Origin of the sequence: Porcipelethomonas sp., assembly GCF_051893655.1 — a bacterium.
Lineage (GTDB): Bacteria > Bacillota > Clostridia > Oscillospirales > Ruminococcaceae > Porcipelethomonas.
On the sequence record NZ_JBJFHN010000100.1, the window covers coordinates 1 to 18,617 of the forward strand.

Sequence of the window (18,617 nt, forward strand, 5' to 3'; positions counted from 1 at the left end):
TAATTTTATTTAATCGGATGCTTCTATAATATTATTTATTATTGAGTATAATTAATATATGACGTAATAAATTTATCTGAGTATAAATTCTCATCAGCCATATTTATTATTTTGTCTGATATATTTTGTGCTGCTGAAGAGGTACTGCTAAGAGTATCAGTCTCCGGTACAGTTTCAAAAACGTCTTCACCCGAAATAACTGACGAAGACATGTTTGAATCCATATTTTCAGTACATCCGACAGAAGATAGCATCAGACTTAACACAGTAAAAATTAAAAGTACTTTTTTCATTTTGTTCTCCCTTATACTTATTAATATAAAATTATCTGATTTAATTATAAATCATGGTAAAATAAATGTCAATTTACAAAAATATAACAGAAAATTTGTATAAAATATTTTTTCAAACCCCTTGACAAAATGGAAAAAATATTATATTATATTAGTGATATAAATGCTATGACGGGAAACAAAACCGGGTTAGGTTTTTCAGAGAGCTGCCGGATATGGTGAAAGGCAGTATTCCGAAACGGTCATAACTCCTCCCTGAGCAGTTCGCTGAACGCATTTTGCAATTAGGTTGAAACGGGTTCTCCCGTTACAGAGAAATGCATTGTCGGATGCAGTATGAGTGGGCGTAGGGTTTGTACGCCAAAAAGAGTGGTACCGTGGAGTATTATGCTTCATCTCTTTATATGTAAGAGATGAAGCTTTTTTGTTATAATTGCATTTCTGACAATAACTACAGAAAGGATGAATATATCATGAAAAATTTTGAAAAGTACACAAGACAGTATTTCCCGGTAAATAATGCACCTATGAGATGGGCACAGAAGGATTATATTGATCATGCCCCTATCTGGTGCAGTGTGGATCTGAGAGACGGAAATCAGGCACTTATAAATCCTATGACACTGGAAGAAAAGCTTGAATTCTTTAAACACTTGGTTAAAATCGGCTTTAAAGAAATTGAAGTGGGATTTCCGGCAGCGTCTGAAACAGAATATGAGTTTTGTCGTGCACTGATCGAACAGAATCTGATACCGGATGATGTTACAATTCAGGTGCTGACACAATCAAGAGAACATATTATTAAAAAGACTTTTGAGGCTCTCAAGGGTGCTAAAAATGTAATTGTTCATCTGTATAATTCAACATCTGTTTCACAGAGAGAACAGGTATTCAAAAAAGAAAAAAATGAAATTATTGATATCGCTGTAATGGGTGCAGAGCTTTGCAAAAAATACAGGGAAACCGCTGAGGGCAATTACCGTTTTGAATACTCACCGGAAAGTTTTACTGGTACAGAACCAGAATTCGCAGCCGAAATCTGCAACAAGGTTATTGAAATCTGGGAACCGACTCCGGACAACAAGGTTATAATCAATCTTCCGGTTACCGTTTCTCATTCAATGCCCCATGTTTACGCTAATCAGGTTGAATATATGTGCGACCACCTGATCAGCCGTGAAAATCTGATTATTTCTCTTCATCCACACAATGACAGAGGCTGTGCTGTAGCAGACAGCGAAATGGGACTGCTTGCAGGTGCTGACCGAATTGAAGGTACTCTGTTTGGAAACGGAGAAAGAACAGGAAACGTTGACATAGTAACACTGGCAATGAATATGTTCTCACAGGGGGTTGATCCGGAACTTGATTTTGAAAACCTCCCGGAAATCACTGAAATATACGAAAGAATTACGGGAATGAAAGTTTACGAGCGTCAGCCATACAGCGGCAAGCTTGTATTCGCAGCATTCAGCGGATCCCATCAGGACGCTATTGCCAAAGGTATGAAATGGCGTCAGGAGAAAAACTGCAAGTACTGGACAGTGCCTTATCTGCCTATTGATCCGGAAGACGTAGGAAGAGTTTATGAAGCTGATGTAATCAGAATCAACAGCCAGTCCGGCAAAGGCGGTATCGGATATGTTCTGGAAAACCAGTTCGGTATTAAAATGCCTCAGAATATGAGAGAAACAGTCGGCTATCTGGTAAAGCATGTCTCTGATAATGCACACCGTGAACTTATGCCTTCCGAAGTTTATAAGGTATTTGAAGAAACATTTATAAACAAACAGTACCCTATATGTCTTAAAGAAGCTCATTACGTTCAGAAGGACGGTATTGAGGCGGATGTTACCATAGAATATAACGGAAAGACTATAAATGAAAAAGCTCATGGAAATGGCAGACTTAATGCTGTAAGTGTATGCTTAAAGCAAATGCTTGGTATGGAATATGTTTTGCACACTTATACAGAACATGCCATGGAAGAAAAAGCAACCTCCAAAGCCGTTTCTTATGTTGGCATCAAAGACAATAATGGTAAAAATTACTGGGGAGTGGGAATTGCTACAGATATCATTGATTCTTCCCTGAAAGCACTGATAAGTGCTGTAAACAATATGATTACAGACTAAGTTTCGTTTATTTTTCACAATTTAAGGGTTGACATTGTTAAAAAATCATTGTATAATATGAATGTTAGTGGTTAATACTATCTATTTATAGCAAGGAGATTTAAAAATGAATATAAAGAAAAAATTGATTGCAATTGCTCTTGTTTGTGCAATGGCAGTTTCATTTTCAGCATGTTCTGACAAAAAAAGCGGTACAAAAAACGGTGTTGCAACAAACGCTACACTTTCATCAGAAGAGATCCAGTCTTTACAAAAGCATGATCTGACTATAGAACCATATGACGAATCAGCAGAAAACGCTCAGGATCCTGTTGAAAACAGTAACAGTGATGCAGGTAATAATGACACCGGATCAGCTGCCGTTCAGGGAGAAAATAATAATTCGTCATCCAATAATCAAAGCGGAAATAATTCATCATCAGGCAACAATAATAGCGGCAATAATAATAATAATAACAATAACGATGATGACAATACTGTCCCTTCATTAAACGAAGATGATCTTCTTCACCCAACTGATGTAGTAATGATTCCTGGAAAAAATCAGGATTCAAGTGAAAGTGACAATTCTTCTGACAACAGCGGTAATGAAACCACAGCTGGTAAAAAAGAAATAATGCAGGCATGGTGGATGGATCTCTCAAAATCAAAGGACTTTGTATTTGACGGTGAATTCATCACTGCTCAGTTTAAGATCAAAGATACTACAGCAAACGGTACATATCCTGTCACTATAGAATGGACTGACTTTTCAAACTGGGATGCCCAAAGTGTAAAATTCAGTACAACTGACGGTGCTGTTGTTGTAGGTTCTGAAGCAACTCCTAATTCTTTCAAGAATGATGGCTCAGCTGAAATTATGGCAACTAATGTAAGCGGAAATCCTGGAGATACTGTAACAGTAACATTTAACATGAAAAACAATCCTGGTATTGTTGCTTGCGTATTCAGATTTGGTTACGACAGTGACGCTCTTGAATATGTAGGCGGTGGTTCAGGTAAAGATTTTTCCGGAACATTTAGTTAATCACATTTAACAAAAATATAAGGCAGAAGTTGTTGCTTCTGCCTTTTTTACATGCAAAAATATCCATCCCTTTCATCAGGATGGATATTTTATTTTATTTTATTATTATTTTCCAAGACTGCTTTCATCTGAAACGCCCAATATAACATTTACTATCATTGAAGAATCAGTCAGATCAATAATTGCTTCCCCTTTATCATCAACATCACAATTGCAGTTAGCCTGTAAATATGCCCTGTCATTATCATCATGAACCAGTTCATACTCACTCGCACTCAGAAGATACTTATTAAGAACTACAACATCTGTTGAACTGATTGCATCGTCCAGATTAACATCACCATACTTTAATTCGCCCTCAACGCTTGTATCAGCAGATTCTTCTGTAGCATCAGTTACTGATACATCTGTTGTTACAGAAGTTACAGTTGTTGCAGAAGTTGTTGTGGTATCAGCAGTTGTAGCTGCTGTTGTTTCAACAGGTTTTGGATCAACTGAACCATCAGAATCCAGATTGCTTCCTTCAGATGATGCATAATTTTCATAATAATCCGCAACCGTAATACCTGTTCCGTTTACACCCAATGGCGTCTGATGATCAAGACCAATATATTTTCCTGTTTCACTTGTCTGCCATAGTGACGGTTCAAACAAATCATATTTTTCTGCATCCCAGTTAACAGTTGTACCTGTTGTAGGATTATACTGAATATCTTTCCAAAGTCCGCCTGTATCACCTGAATCATCATTAAGACACCAGAATGTATGATTAATATGATTTTTAATCATGTAGTCGCGAAGAAGTTTCATCCATTTTTCATTATCGCCGCCATCCAGACGACCACCCCATTCTCCTATCAGAAGAGGCGCAATATCCTGATCATTAATATATGCCCATGTATCATACCAGTAATCATCAAGAAGGGTCTGTTCAGTGAAATCCTTATTAAACCATGTCTGATCGCTTACGATCGGACCATAGTCATGAGGAGAATAAACAATCTGACTTGTTCCTGAATCCGGAACAACAGGACAGTCTGCAACACCGCGAAGATTTCCGCCCCACCATGCACCATAACCATTGTATCCTTCAACACCCTCAATAAAAATAAGTGCATTAGGATTCTTTGCAAGAATGGCATTTGCACAGTCTTCTGCAGCCTTTCTCCAGTTATTTTCAGCATCTGAAGTATCCCATATAGCATCAACAGGAGCACCGCCGTATGTACTGTGAGGTTCATTTTTCAGGTCATATCCGATAAGAGTATCATCATTCTTATAGTAATCAGCAATCCATACAAGAGTTTCCTGCCATACCTCTGTTGTTACGGTAACCTCTTTTCCGTCACGTCCGGTAAAACTTTTTCCATACCAGAGTCCGTAGTTATGTCCAGAGTTATTAGATTCCGGACTATGAATATCAATAAAAACTTTTATTCCGTATTTTTTGCATTTTGCCAGCAAAACGTCAAAACTTTCATGACTGTTCATTACTGACCCATCCTCATTAATCAAATCAACATTAAAAGGATAGTATGGATCATCATTCGGGTTTACGCTCTGCATAGGATCAGGGTCACCGATCATCCAGTTATAAAGCAGCTCAGTAGAAACCGGAATTCGGAGTACATTTATACCATGATCTGCAATGGAGCATACCAGATCATCAATATCACCGCTCCAGAGATAATGCAACGCACACTCCGTACAGTTATATCCGAACCAGTTTGCACCTGTCAACCAGACCTCATTACCGTCCTTATCATAAAGTCTGCTGCCGGATGCATGAAGCCAGTCATCATTACAGTCATCAGCTTCTGCCGAAAATGTCGTACCGGTAAAAGCAGACGCAATGCTTGTAACTGCAACAGCCATAAGAGCTGCAACAGATATAAGCTTTTTCTTAAATTTCATAGTATTCCTCCTAACCAAAATAAAGACAAAACGCCCACAATAATATATACATTTATTATACACTATAAATAAAAAATTGTCAATATATGAATTTCTTTAATCAAAACTACCCTTCAGGATTACAATAGACGAGTTATAAATATTTTAAATTTTGTTTCCCGTTAGACTTGCAAAATATAAAGAAATAAGCTATAATATAGTGTAACATTACGAATTTTAGACAACTCGCTGAAAGGAGAAAGTATTCTTTTTTACAATGGATACTTAAGATAAATATTATGGAAGAGAACAAAAATAATGAATTGATGTTACCGGCAGTAGCCATGAGAGGTCTTGTCTGCTTTCCGAGATTTGTTATGCACTTTGATGTTGCAAGGGAAATTTCAATTAAAGCAGTTGAAACAGCTCTGAAAAATGACAGACTTGTTTTTCTTACGGCTCAGAAAGATATATATACTGAAGAACCCGGAGATGAAGATTTATACAGAATCGGAGTAGTAGCTGAAATACGCCAGACCCTGAAAACCCCTGACAATATAATGAGAGTATTGGTCGAAGGCTTATACAGGGCAAAAATAAAAGAAACGGTGGAAGAAGACGGAATGCTTAAATGCCTTATTAAAAAGCTTCCGGATTACAGTCGTACAAAACCTGATTCTGCCGAGCTCACTGCTATCATGCGCTCCATAAAGGATGTTTTTGAACGCTATGGAGAGCTTGTTCCGAGAATGCCTAAGGAGCTTATAGGTTCAATTATGTGTCAGGATAATCCATACACATTGTTTGAAAATATTGCCTATAATATGAATTTTGATTTTCATGACAAACAGATGCTTCTTGAAGAATCAAACATACTTTCAAGACTTGGCATGCTGTATGCAGATCTGGTTCATGAAGTTGAAGTCCTTGAAATTGAAAAAGAAATACAGGACGAGGTCAGAAACAATATTGACAAAAATCAGCGGGAATACTATCTGCGTGAACAGATGAAAGTAATTTCATCTCAGCTGGGTGATGAGGAAACTCCGGAAGAAGCTTATGAATATATAGATAAAATCTATGAGCTTAAGCTTTCAGAGGAAATTACTGAAAAGCTTGTCAAAGAGGCTGACAGATTGCTTAAAATGCCGTCCTCGTCACAGGAAGCATTCGTAATCCGGAATTATCTGGATACTGTTCTGGATCTCCCGTGGAACAAATTGTCAAAAACCAAAACTGACATAAATAAGGCAGCTAAAATTCTGGACAAGGACCATTATGGTCTTAAAAAGGTTAAGGACAGAATTCTTGAAAGTATTGCTGTTCACTGCCTGATGCCGGAAGTAACCGGACAAATTATCTGTCTGGTAGGCCCTCCGGGAGTGGGTAAAACTTCAATCGGAAAATCCATTGCAAAAGCTCTGGGAAGAGAATATGTAAGAATTTCTCTTGGCGGCGTCCGTGATGAGTCAGACATAAGAGGACACAGAAAAACATACATCGGTGCAATGCCGGGAAGAATTATTTCTGCTATGAAACAGGCAGGAACTCAGAATCCGCTGATCCTTTTTGATGAAATAGACAAAATGGGAAATGATTTCAAAGGCGATCCGGCATCAGCAATGCTTGAAGTTCTTGACAGCGAACAGAACAAGGAATTCCGTGACCACTATATTGAAGTTCCTTTTGATTTAAGCCGTGTTCTGTTTGTAACTACTGCAAATACAACTGACACCATTCCCCAGCCTCTTCTTGACAGAATGGAAGTAATTGAGCTTACCAGCTATACAAGAGAAGAAAAATTCCATATTGCAAAGGAACATCTTATTCCAAAGCAGATTAAAAAGCACGGTCTCAAAGCAAGTCAGATAAAAATAAACGACACTGTAATTTATAGTCTGACAGATTACTATACAAGAGAAGCCGGTGTCAGAAATCTTGAAAGAGCCATTGCCGGACTGTGCAGAAAAGCTGCAAAGGAAATTGTTTCAGGAAATATGAAAAAGGTAAGCTTTACAGCTAAAAATCTTGAATCATATATAGGTCCTAAAAAATATATTGATGATGATAAATTAACTGAAAATGAAATAGGTGTAGTAAATGGTCTTGCATGGACTCAGGCAGGCGGAGTTCTGATGCCTCTTGAAGTACTGATTCTTGACGGAAAGGGCAATATTGAAACTACCGGCTCTTTAGGAGATGTTATGAAGGAAAGTGCAAAGCTTGCAGTAAGCTATGTAAGAAGCGTTGATGAAAAATATAATATCTCTCCTGATTTTTATAAAACAAAAGATATTCATATTCACGCACCGGAAGGTGCTGTTCCGAAAGACGGTCCGTCTGCCGGCGTTACAATGACTACTGCCCTTGTATCCGCTTTGTCCGGCATGCCTGTAAGATGTGATGTTGCTATGACTGGTGAAATAACTCTTCACGGAAAAGTTCTTCCTATCGGCGGACTCCGTGAAAAAACTATGGCAGCATACAAAGCAGGTATAAAAACAGTTATTATTCCTCAGGCTAATAAAAGCGATCTTGAGGAAGTTGATGATGCTGTAAAGGCATCTACTGAATTCATATTTGCTTCAAAACTTGAAGATGTACTTGACAATGCACTCTGCAAAAAAAATAATAAAAACGGAAAACCTGTGAAAATGATTATTCCGCCGGAGGATAATATGGACAGCAGTAATGCATCAGTAACATCATAAAAAGGAGATTTTAATGAACTACAACAAAGCTGAGTTTTCTGCCGCTTACGGAACTTTTTCTCAGATCCCGCCATGCGAACGCATTGAAATTGCTTTTGCAGGCAGATCTAATGTCGGCAAATCAACTTTAATAAATAAAATTTTTAACAGGAAAAATCTTGCAAGAGTAAGCTCTGTTCCGGGCAAAACCGCAACTATTAATTTTTACGGACTGGAAAATGTTTACTTTGTAGATCTGCCTGGTTACGGCTATGCCAAAATTGCCAAATCTGAAAAACGCCGCTGGTCCGAACTGATTGAAGGCTATCTCAATTCAGACCGTGATATAAGACTTGTTTTTCTGTTAATAGATATGCGTCATGCACCCTCAGCTGACGATATCCAGATGATAAATTATCTTGTTGAAACTGAGCTTCCTTTTGCAATTATTCTTACCAAAGCAGACAAATTAAAAAAAATGCAGCGAATTGAAAGAATGGAAGCCTTTAAAACAGAAATACCTTATTTTGATCAGATTCATATTATTCCGTTTTCTTCACAGACTTTTGAGGGTGTTGAAGATGTACGGAGTATTATAGAGGAAATTGCCGGAGAGGATGAATGATCTGTCCTCAGGCAAAAGAATAATTTGAAAGGATGTTTGAAATGTTTGTATCAGAAAATCTCGATGTCAATGAAAAGGGTCATCTGACCGCAGGTGGAGTTGATACTGTTGATCTGGCAAAGCAATATGGCACACCTCTCTATGTCATGGATGAAGCTTTGATAAGAAAACACTGCAAAAGCTTTAAAAACAGTATTGACAGATTCTATGACGGCAAAGGTCTGGTTTGCTATGCCAGCAAAGCTTTCTGCTGTCTGGAAATGTGCAGAATAATGAAAGATGAAGGTATTGGTCTTGATGTTGTTTCTATCGGAGAACTGTATACTGCATACAAAGCCGGTGCTGACTGCGATAAGATCTGTTTTCACGGAAACAACAAAACAGATGAAGAACTTGAATATGCAGTTGATCTGAATGTCGGAAGAATTATTGTGGATAATATTTATGAGCTTCAGAGACTTGACAAAATTGCAGAAAAAAAAGGCGTAAAGGCAAATATCATGTTTAGAATCAAGCCGGGTATTGACGCTCATACTCACGATTTTGTCAGAACCGGTCAGATTGACAGCAAATTCGGCTTTGCTCTTGAAACCGGAGAAGCTATGGAAGCTGTAAAAATCGCTTTGAGCCACCCTAATATTAATCTTAAGGGACTTCACTGTCATATCGGTTCACAGATTTTTGATATCGATCCTTTTGTTGAAGCTGCTAAGGTAATGCTTAAATTTATTGCTGAAATCAAGGCTCAGACAGGTCATGAGATATCTGAACTGAACCTGGGCGGCGGATTCGGTATTAAGTACACGGAAGATAACGATCCTGTTCCGTATGAAGCATATATGGAAAAGGTTTCAGCAGCAGTAAAGGAAAGCTGCAGGGAACTTGGTGTTAAGCAGCCATTTATACTTATCGAACCAGGACGTTCTATGGCAGGTCCTGCCGGAATCACACTCTATACATGCGGCGGAGTTAAGCATATTCCAAATATCAGAACATATGTATCAATCGACGGCGGTATGACTGATAATCCAAGATATGCGCTTTATAAGTCAGAGTATGAAGCAATTGTTGCAAACAAGGCAGACAAGCCAAGAAATACAACTGTGACTATTGCAGGCAAATGCTGTGAAAGCGGTGATCTGATAGGCGAAGGAATGCCTTTGCAGGAGGTCGAACCGGGAGATACTATAGCAGTCTGCGCTACGGGAGCTTACAACTATTCAATGGCTTCAAATTACAACCGTATTCCAAAACCAGCAACGGTATTTGTAAATAACGGTGAATCAAGAGTCGTTATTAAAAGAGAAACTCTTGACGATATTATAAGAAACGATATTTAAACAATTATAACTTTATAAGCTATATAATAAAAATCCGCATATCATTTTGATATGCAGATTAATTTATAATATCATATTTTTTCAAGAACATCTATAACCATATCAAGACTGTCAAGTTTTTTAAACAGTATTTGAGAGGTTTCCTTATCAGGCTGTGACAAATCCGGAATCATTATTGGTTTGCATCCTGCACGATAAGCGGATAATATCCCATTAGGAGAATCTTCAAGAGCTATGCATTCTGACGGTTCAAGATTCAGAAGTTCACAAGCTTTAAGATAAATATCCGGTGCAGGCTTTCCATTTTCAACCATAGGTCCGCAAACCATAACATCAAAATAGTCCAGTACGTTTACAGATTTCAGGTACATTTCAGTTCTTGGCTCATCTGTTGCAGTTGCAACAGCAATTTTATATTCATTAGCTTTCAGATATTTCAGAAGCTTATCAAGTCCGGGCTTTTTTTCCACACCATTTTCTTTAATATACTGATTCATAAGCTCAATACGGCGTTTGCGTATTGCAAAATAATCAAAGCTTTCTCCGAAAATGCCCTGCAATTTTGGTACTGCATACTTTGCTGCAAGACTGCGTATCCCAAGAACATGTTCTTTTTTCATGTCGAACCCAAACTCATTTGCAGACATTATCCAGAATTTCATAAGCAGCTTTTCCGTATCAAGCATAAGTCCGTCCATGTCAAAAATAACGCCTTTGATTCTCATTTTACTTGTTCTCCTTTTATTATTTAATTGACTTTTTAATTACTTAATGATATAATAAAGGCATAATAATATAAATCATCGAGGTGATAGCCAATGGAAGAATTATTAGCATATGCATATCTATGGTCATTTGGTCTATGTTCAGATGTAGATTATAACAAAATACTTGATAAGGAATTTTTAAAAAATAGTAAAAGAAATATTTTACTTGAATTAGAAGAATGTTGTTTCAATAGTCAAGATACTTTTGAAATACTCAAAAACTATTTTAAATATAATGCAAATATTAATGAAAACATATTTGGTAAAGCCCTGTTTAAGGGATTAGAGTTGTCATATAATTCAAACGATATGAACATTCAAGAGTATGGATATCATTGTTATAGTATATGGAAAAATCTTCCTGGTTCTTTATATCATAAAGAACCTTTCTTCACACTTTGCTATGCTGATGATTGTTTATCATTTGGTGATGAACAACAAACACGTAAACTATATGAAAAAGCATTTGATTTTTATAAATAACCCGAGAAAAAATTTTCCCGGGTTATATTTTTATTTTAGTCCTGCCATTGATTGTTCAATTTTAGCCATTTTTTCTTCTGCCTTAGCAAGCTTTGCCTTTTCAGCTTCAATCAGCTTTTCCGGAGCCTTTGCTAAAAATCCCTGATTATTAAGCTTGCCGCTTAAGAAGTCAATATCCTTCTGAACCTTTGCCTTTTCTTTTTCAAGACGTGCCATTTCCTTTTCTTTGTCCACAAGCTGGTCAAGAGGAATAAACAGTCTTGCACAGTCTGTAACCGCAGTTACTGCATCTTCTATATCATACTTATCTGATACTTCTATTTCTGACGCAGAAGCAAGCTTTTCAAAGAAAATGCTGCATCCGCTGAACAGTTCAGTATACTGAGTTTCTATGAATATTTTTGCCTTTACTGACGGCGGAACATTCATTTCTGTTCTTCTTGCTCTTACTGCCTTAATAGCGTCAATTATTTTTGAGAAGTCATCTTCTTCCTTTGTAAAAGAATATTTTTCATCATATACCGGGAATGAAGACACCATAATTGAACCGCTTTCATTTGTAAGAACCTGCCATATTTCCTCGGTAATAAACGGCATAAACGGATGCAAGAGCTTAAGCATTCCCTGCATTACCCAAACCAGTACCGCCTGAGCAGTTTCCTTAGTTTCGCCGCCCTCAGCAATTCTGGGCTTTGTAAGTTCTATATACCAGTCACAGTAAACGTCCCAGATAAAGTCATAAATCTTGGATGCTGCAACACCAATCTCGAATTTTTCAAGATTTTCATTTACTTCCTTAGCAAGAGTATTAAATTTGCTTACAACCCATTTGTCCTCTAGCTTAAGATTTTCCGGAAGTCCCTTTATTTCAAAGTCCTCAGGAAGATTCATCATGATAAAGCGTGAAGCATTCCAGAGCTTATTTGCAAAGTTTCTTGCTGCTTTCACCTTGTCATCAGAATAACGCATATCGTTACCCGGAGAGTTACCGCTTGCAAGCATAAATCTCAGAGCGTCTGCACCGTATTTGTCAATAACCTCCAGCGGATCAATACCGTTGCCCAGAGATTTCGACATTTTTCTTCCCTGTTCATCTCTTACAAGACCATGGATAAGTACAGTTTTAAACGGTACTTCTCCCATATGTTCAATACCGCTGAACATCATTCTTACAACCCAGAAGAAAATTATATCATAGCCTGTAACAAGAGTATTTGTAGGGTAAAAATATTCCAGATCCTCTGTTTTGTCCGGCCAGCCCAGTGTTGAAAACGGCCATAAAGCCGATGAGAACCATGTATCAAGAGTATCCGGATCCTGACGCATTTTCTTTCCGCATTTCGGACATACTGCTTCGTTTTCCTTTGTAACCACCATTTCTCCGCAGTCATCACAGTAAAACGCAGGTATCTGATGTCCCCACCAGAGCTGTCTGGAAATGCACCAGTCCTTGATATTTTCAAGCCAGTGGAAATAAATCTTGTCAAAACGTTCCGGAACAAATTTAGTTTCACCGTTTTTTACTGCATCAATTGCAGGCTTTGCCAAAGATTCCATTTTTACAAACCACTGCTTTGAAACTCTCGGTTCAACGGTTGTACCGCAGCGATAGCATGTACCTACATTATGGCTGTAATCCTCAATTTTTACCAATGCACCCTCTGATTCAAGGTCGGCTACGATTGCCTTTCTTGCCTCATATCTGTCCATTCCGGCATATTTCGGATAATCATCTGTAATTTTTGCGTCATCCGTCATTACATTGATAACAGGCAGATTGTGACGCAGACCCACTTCAAAGTCGTTAGGATCGTGTGCAGGAGTAATTTTAACAACACCAGTTCCGAAATCCATTTCAACATAATCATCTGCCACAATCGGAATCTCTCTGTGAACAATAGGCAGTATAACAGTCTTGCCTACCAGATGCTTATATCTTTCATCCTGAGGATTAACCGCAACAGCAGTATCGCCCAAAAGCGTTTCAGGACGTGTTGTAGCAAGCTCCAGATAATCATCACTATCCTTGATTTTATATCTCAGATGCCAGAAATGTCCTGCCTGATCCTCATATTCAACTTCAGCGTCTGAAATTGATGTAAGGCAGTGAGGACACCAGTTTATAATTCTTTCGCCTCTGTATATAAGTCCCTTTTCATAGAGCTTTACAAACACTTCCCTTACAGCCTTATTGCAGCCTTCGTCCATTGTAAAGCGTTCTCTTGACCAGTCACATGAAGAACCCAGTTTTTTAAGCTGCTCAACGATTCTTCCGCCGTACTGTTCCTTCCATGCCCATGCACGCTTCAAAAATCCGTCACGGCCGATATCCTCTTTAGTAACACCGTCCTTTTTCATAGCTTCAACTATTTTTGCCTCAGTAGCAATTGAAGCGTGGTCAGTACCCGGCAGCCACAGTGTAGAATAACCGGACATTCTCTTATATCTTATAAGTATATCCTGCAATGTTTCATCAAGGGCATGTCCCATATGCAGCTGACCTGTAATATTCGGCGGAGGAATAACAATAGTATACGGCTTTTTCTTCTTATCCACTTCAGCTTTAAAGCAGCCGCTGTCATTCCAGTACTTATAAATTCTGTCTTCAAAATCCTTAGGATTATAGGACTTTGCGAGTTCTTTGCTCATCATAACATCTCCGTTCGCATTTTATGAAAACAGCCAAAGCAGCAATTAACTGCTTCGGCCGCCATTTCAAATAATGAATATCACCTTTAGCAAGATCACTAAAAAATCTCACCTTTATATTATACTTTATTTAATCTTATTTGTCAAGAATAAATCTCCAAAGTTTCGAAGCCCATTCTTCCCCGGCATAATCTATTCCAACTCTTGGAGCAGTTTTGATTTCCGGCTTCATACCGTCATCCTCGATCCATATTCTTTCATTTCCGATGAAACTTTCACCGTTAAAGCTTTTATCAATACCAAGACGCTTAGTAAGCTTTGCCGGACCTTCAAAGTCCTCGCATGCTCGTATAAGGACTCCCTGAGGCTGCTCTGCTTCACCTGTTATCACATTCATAAGCCAGTGAATACCATAGCACAAATAGACATAAATAATACCGCTTTCCCTGTACAGCAATTCCGTTCTTGAAGTTCTTCCCTTTGAAGCGTGACATGCCTTGTCTTCAGTACCTCTTTAAGCCTCCGTTTCTGTTATTCTAAGCCCTACTATTTCTCCGCTGTCCATTTTTCTGACTATAATTTTGCCTACAAGATCCGGAGCAACCTCAAGACAATCCCTGTGAAAAAATTCATTATCAAGTATCATTTCTTCAGCCTTTCTGCAAGCTCTTTTTCAGGAGTCACATAAAGAGTTTTGTTATTTGAAAATATAACCATACCGGGTTTTGCACCAGCAGGCTTTTTAACAAATTTTACAAGACAATAATCAACCGGAACCTGTGAAGAGTCCTTAGCTTTCGAGTTAACAGCTGCAATAACTGCTGCCTCTTCAATAGTCCTGTCCGGCGGAGTATCTCCGTTTGTAACGATTATAGCATGAGATCCCGGTATATTGTGAGTATGAAGCCACATATCAGTTTTAGCAGCAGTTTTCAAAGTCAGTTTGTCATTTTGCTTATTATTTCTTCCAAGAAGTATTGTATACCCGTCGCTTGACACATATTCAGCCGGCGGACTGCTTTTAGGCGGTTTGCCCTTAAGCCGCACAGCACGTACATATCCCTGTTCCGCAAGCTCCAGCCGAAGTTCATTTATTTCATTTTCCGTGTCTGCCCTTGTAAGGGAATCAAATACGCTTTCAATATATTCAAGTTCTTCCTCTCCCAGAGCAATCTGTTCTGCAAGCTTTTTTTCAGCTGTTACAGACTTGCGGTATTCAGAATAATATTTCTGGGCATTCTGTGCAGGGGTAAGCCTTGCGTCAAGTTTTATTTCAATCTGAGGACAGCTTTCGTCATAAAAATTTTCAAGAATAACTTTCTTATCGCCTTTATTTATACGGTAAATATTAGCTGAAATAAGATCTCCCATAAGCTTCATTTCATCTTTTTTGGTACATTCCTGAAGTTCATTTTTCTGATTTGCAATACGTTTTGTAATTCTTTCACTGGTATTCATAAGAAGTCTGAACAAATCATTTGCACGCTGCTTTAATCTGGCAGTCTTATCCCTCTGAGCATAAAAATAATCCAGAAGCTCACATGCTGATTCAAATTCCTTCGTAATCATAAGTCCGCCATACTGATTAAGGCGTATGAAAGAAAAATCCTTAAGAAGTCCGTCTTTATTTACCGCACAGGTATAACAGCATTTTTTCTCAAGCAGTGCATTTTTCGCAGACATAACAGCAAAAACCAGCCTGTCCTTTTCATTATCGCTAAGCTCTCCCCCGTTAAGCTCTCTGCCATGACCGGTATAATACGCCCATTCTCTTGCCAGTACCGGCGAAACGCCCTCAAAAGCACCGATAACAGCCTTTGAAAGTTCAGCATTTCTAAGATTGTCTACTGCTTTTCTTATCTGTTCTTCATCTGAATCCTTAAAAGAAATCCTGTTATCTCTGGGCGGAAATTCATAGAGCATTCCCGGAAGAACTGTTCTTTCCCGTGACATGTCTTCATCTACACGCCTGATACTGTCAATAATTTTTCCGTCCTGATTCACAAGAATAATATTTGAATATTTCCCCATTATTTCACAGGCAAGAGTTACTGTAACAATATCTCCCAGTTCATTAATACACTCAAAATCCAGATATAAAATACGCTCCAGACCGTCCTGACGTATTGCCTTAAGCTTTCCTCCCCCAAGATGCTTTCTCAGAAGCATACAAAACATTGGCGGAGACATAGGATTATCAACAGTTGTTTTTGTTATATGAATTCTGGCACTGCTTGCAGAAGCTGAAATAAGAAGTCTGTAAGCACCCTTGACCGTTCGTATTGAAATTATAATTTCCTCACGGGAGGGCTGATAAATCTTATCCGTTCTTCCTCCTATGAGTACATCAAGCTCCTGCTTTACCGCATATAAAAAAGCTCCGTCCAAAGCCATTAAAATTCTCCTTTTTTTCTGTAAATAAGTATTTCAAATTCTGTTTCAGTTTTTAAGTATTTCAGATTTTCCAGTTTATTTTTATCTTCCGGACTAGTATTATAAAAATATGGCGTCATAGTAAAAAGACTTGCTATATCATGGCTGTTTTCAAGTTCAATTTCCTTTTTTGTTTCATATTTTTTCAGAAATTCAAAACCGTCTATTTCTTCCGGTTTTGGATTATTTTCATAAGGCGTATCATAAACAGCATTTTTAAGCTCCCACAGATGTTTTCTTCCCGGAATCACCATAATCATATAACCGCCGTCTTTTATCACCCTGATAAATTCTTCACGGCAAAACGGAGCAAATATGTTAAGAAGAACATTGCATGAGCCGTCTGTTGCCGGAATATGAAAAACGCTGCCTACTGCAAATTCGACTTTCTGATTTCTTCTGGCTGCTTTGTCAGCGGCATATTTTGAGATATCTATTCCGGCTGCATTTATCTCAATACCCTTATTTTGAAGAAAATCAAATATTCCGCTGGTATAGTATCCTTCTCCGCACCCTGCATCTAAAAGAACATCATTTTCAGATACTGCTTCATTTACTGCATCACATAAAGCATCAAGAAGATGACTGTAATATCCCTTATCAAGAAAATCACTTCTTGATTTCACCATAAGCTTATTATCTCCCGGATTTTTAGTATTCATATGATTTGACATAAGAAGATTGACATACCCGCTTTTTGCCGCATCAAAGGAATGATTTTTACCGCATTTATAATTTTTACCGTCCGTTTTCAAAGACATTCCGCATACAGGACAGGCAAACAAACTTTTTCTATATAACATAATTTACCGGATCCTTATTAACCTCAGACATTGAAAATTCTATATTTGGAAAATCCGCCGCAAGCATTTTGCAAAGCATTTTCATTCCGGGATTTTCAGTATGGAAATGTCCGCAGTCAAATACAGAAATTCCCTTTCTTTTTGCATAAATCCACTGATCATGCTTGACTTCGGAAGTGATATATGCATCAGCACCCAGATTTAATGCACTTTCAATAAGGTTTCCGCCGCTTCCGGTGCAGAAAGCTGCTTTTTTAATATTTTTTCCTCCGTCAGTGTAACGAACTACAGTACATCCCAGAAGTTCTTTAAGCCTTTGGGCAAGCTCTGCCGAAGTATATCCCCTGTCTGAAACCCCCACTGTACCAAAGCCATAAGGCTTATCATCATGACCTGTAACTTCTAAAGTACCCTCAGTTTTTTTAAATCCTGAAAGCTCCATTAAAATATCACTCATTCCGTTTTCAGCAATATCAAATGGCGTATGAACACATATAGCCGAAATTCCGTTTTTCATCAGTATACACGCCGGTTCATCATCTTCCAGATTATAAAGCGGGTTAAAAATTACAGGATGATGAGATATAATAAGCTCTGAACCTGTTTCAACGGCTTCATCTGCCACATCGTTTGTTATATCCAGAGTAACCAGCACACGGCTTATCTTTCTGTTCATATTACCGGTTAAAAGTCCGGAATTGTCCCATTTTTCCTGTAAGGAAAAATGTGCAATAGAATCTATGTATTTATAAATTTCAGAAACAGTGTTCATTCTGCCCTCCGTCATTACCTTAAGCCTGTCAGCAATATATTTATATTTTTGTGAGTCTTCATCTTTTCCAGCCTTGCAGAGTCCCAGAACAATATTATTGATTTTTGAAAATTGATTTTCTATATATCTTTTTCCAGCATCAGTTTCAATATTTATTCTTCCCACATATTCGGCAACTTTACCAATGTTTATTCTGTATCCGGAATAAACAGCCCGGATAACTGTATAAACAAATCTGTCTTCAATAACCGCCTTTTCTTCAACGATTTCAAATCCGTTTTTATAAAGCCATTTTCTAAGATGTCCTGCACGAGTCATCGGCTGAAGAACCAGATTTACACCATTTTTTATCCATTCAACATTATCCAGTATAGCTGAAATAGTTTCTCCGCCCATTCCGGCGATTACAATATCACTGATATTATCTGGAGGAATATTGTCCAGTCCGTCAGATTTTATTAATTTTATATTATCTTTATATCCGTACTTTTCAATAGTCTGCACTGCAAATTTAAGCGGTCCGTCATTTATATCAGATGCCACAGCCTCCGAACATATTTTATTTTCAATAAGATATGCCGGAAGATAAGCATGATCTGTGCCAATATCGCAAACAATACCATTTCCTGAAATCATTTCTGCACAAACTTTTAGTCTGTTATCAATTACTATCATTAGTATCCCCTATTATTTAAACAGTCTAAAAA

The 18,617-nt window shown here is 37.9% G+C and carries 13 protein-coding genes, 1 pseudogene and 1 other annotated feature; of the genes and pseudogenes, 6 read left to right on the top strand and 8 right to left on the bottom strand.

What is annotated here, in order from left to right:
* Nucleotides 1–38: 38 nt before the first annotated feature.
* Nucleotides 39–293 carry a hypothetical protein gene (locus ACI4WO_RS05850; RefSeq protein WP_439806627.1) on the bottom strand — a complete coding sequence of 85 codons (255 nt, stop codon included), beginning with the start codon at nucleotides 291–293 and terminating at the stop codon, nucleotides 39–41.
* Nucleotides 294–452: 159 nt separating this feature from the next.
* Nucleotides 453–696: a binding site (T-box leader), on the top strand.
* Between the two features lie 70 nt (nucleotides 697–766).
* Here ACI4WO_RS05850 and ACI4WO_RS05855 point away from each other — a divergent pair.
* Nucleotides 767–2,428 carry a 2-isopropylmalate synthase gene (locus ACI4WO_RS05855; protein WP_439806628.1) on the top strand — a complete coding sequence of 554 codons (1,662 nt, stop codon included), beginning with the start codon at nucleotides 767–769 and terminating at the stop codon, nucleotides 2,426–2,428.
* Nucleotides 2,429–2,534: 106 nt separating this feature from the next.
* Entirely contained in the window at nucleotides 2,535–3,455 is a 921-nt protein-coding gene (locus tag ACI4WO_RS05860; RefSeq protein ID WP_439806629.1) for a cohesin domain-containing protein, read from the top strand.
* A gap of 105 nt (nucleotides 3,456–3,560) precedes the next feature.
* Here ACI4WO_RS05860 and ACI4WO_RS05865 read toward each other — a convergent pair whose 3' ends face one another.
* On the bottom strand, nucleotides 3,561–5,369 hold the full coding sequence (locus ACI4WO_RS05865) for a cellulase family glycosylhydrolase (protein ID WP_439806630.1): 1,809 nt from the start codon (nucleotides 5,367–5,369) through the stop codon (nucleotides 3,561–3,563).
* A 278-nt stretch (nucleotides 5,370–5,647) separates the two neighbouring features.
* On the opposite strand from ACI4WO_RS05865, the gene lon reads away from it, so the two are divergent.
* From lon to lysA, 3 genes are read left to right on the top strand one after another with little or no spacing between them, the layout of a single operon-like run.
* Nucleotides 5,648–8,059: an endopeptidase La gene (gene lon / locus ACI4WO_RS05870; protein WP_439806631.1), complete on the top strand. Its 2,412-nt coding sequence runs from the start codon at nucleotides 5,648–5,650 to the stop codon at nucleotides 8,057–8,059.
* A 13-nt stretch (nucleotides 8,060–8,072) separates the two neighbouring features.
* Nucleotides 8,073–8,663 (top strand): ribosome biogenesis GTP-binding protein YihA/YsxC, encoded by a 591-nt coding sequence (gene yihA / locus ACI4WO_RS05875; RefSeq protein WP_439806632.1) that lies wholly within the window; start codon nucleotides 8,073–8,075, stop codon nucleotides 8,661–8,663.
* A gap of 41 nt (nucleotides 8,664–8,704) precedes the next feature.
* Complete coding sequence (gene lysA / locus ACI4WO_RS05880) at nucleotides 8,705–10,003, top strand: diaminopimelate decarboxylase (protein WP_439806633.1); 1,299 nt, start codon at nucleotides 8,705–8,707, stop codon at nucleotides 10,001–10,003.
* A 71-nt stretch (nucleotides 10,004–10,074) separates the two neighbouring features.
* Here the strand turns inward: lysA and ACI4WO_RS05885 are convergent, their stop codons facing one another.
* Nucleotides 10,075–10,728 (bottom strand): HAD family hydrolase, encoded by a 654-nt coding sequence (locus ACI4WO_RS05885; protein WP_439806634.1) that lies wholly within the window; start codon nucleotides 10,726–10,728, stop codon nucleotides 10,075–10,077.
* 93 nt (nucleotides 10,729–10,821) lie between these two features.
* Here ACI4WO_RS05885 and ACI4WO_RS05890 point away from each other — a divergent pair, with 93 nt between their 5' ends.
* A complete protein-coding gene (locus tag ACI4WO_RS05890; protein ID WP_439806635.1) occupies nucleotides 10,822–11,253 on the top strand; it encodes a hypothetical protein in 432 nt (143 codons plus the stop codon).
* A 30-nt stretch (nucleotides 11,254–11,283) separates the two neighbouring features.
* On the opposite strand, the gene ACI4WO_RS05895 is transcribed toward ACI4WO_RS05890, so the two are convergent.
* From ACI4WO_RS05895 to ACI4WO_RS05915, 5 genes and pseudogenes are all read right to left on the bottom strand, one after another.
* Nucleotides 11,284–13,902, bottom strand: coding sequence for a valine--tRNA ligase (locus ACI4WO_RS05895; RefSeq protein ID WP_439806636.1), 2,619 nt, complete (start codon nucleotides 13,900–13,902; stop codon nucleotides 11,284–11,286).
* 136 nt (nucleotides 13,903–14,038) lie between these two features.
* A pseudogene (locus ACI4WO_RS05900) lies at nucleotides 14,039–14,548 on the bottom strand (DNA-3-methyladenine glycosylase).
* The gene (locus ACI4WO_RS05905; RefSeq protein WP_439806637.1) at nucleotides 14,545–16,296 is read right to left on the bottom strand and encodes an Rqc2 family fibronectin-binding protein; all 1,752 of its coding nucleotides are present in this window, start codon (nucleotides 16,294–16,296) and stop codon (nucleotides 14,545–14,547) included. The pseudogene ACI4WO_RS05900 and the gene ACI4WO_RS05905 overlap by 4 nt, the downstream one beginning before the upstream one ends.
* Entirely contained in the window at nucleotides 16,296–17,138 is an 843-nt protein-coding gene (locus ACI4WO_RS05910; protein ID WP_439806638.1) for a putative RNA methyltransferase, read from the bottom strand. The genes ACI4WO_RS05905 and ACI4WO_RS05910 overlap by 1 nt, the downstream gene beginning before the upstream one ends.
* Nucleotides 17,128–18,585 (bottom strand): Nif3-like dinuclear metal center hexameric protein, encoded by a 1,458-nt coding sequence (locus tag ACI4WO_RS05915; protein WP_439806639.1) that lies wholly within the window; start codon nucleotides 18,583–18,585, stop codon nucleotides 17,128–17,130. Before ACI4WO_RS05915 ends, ACI4WO_RS05910 begins: the two co-directional genes overlap by 11 nt.
* Between the last annotated feature and the right edge of the window lie 32 nt (nucleotides 18,586–18,617).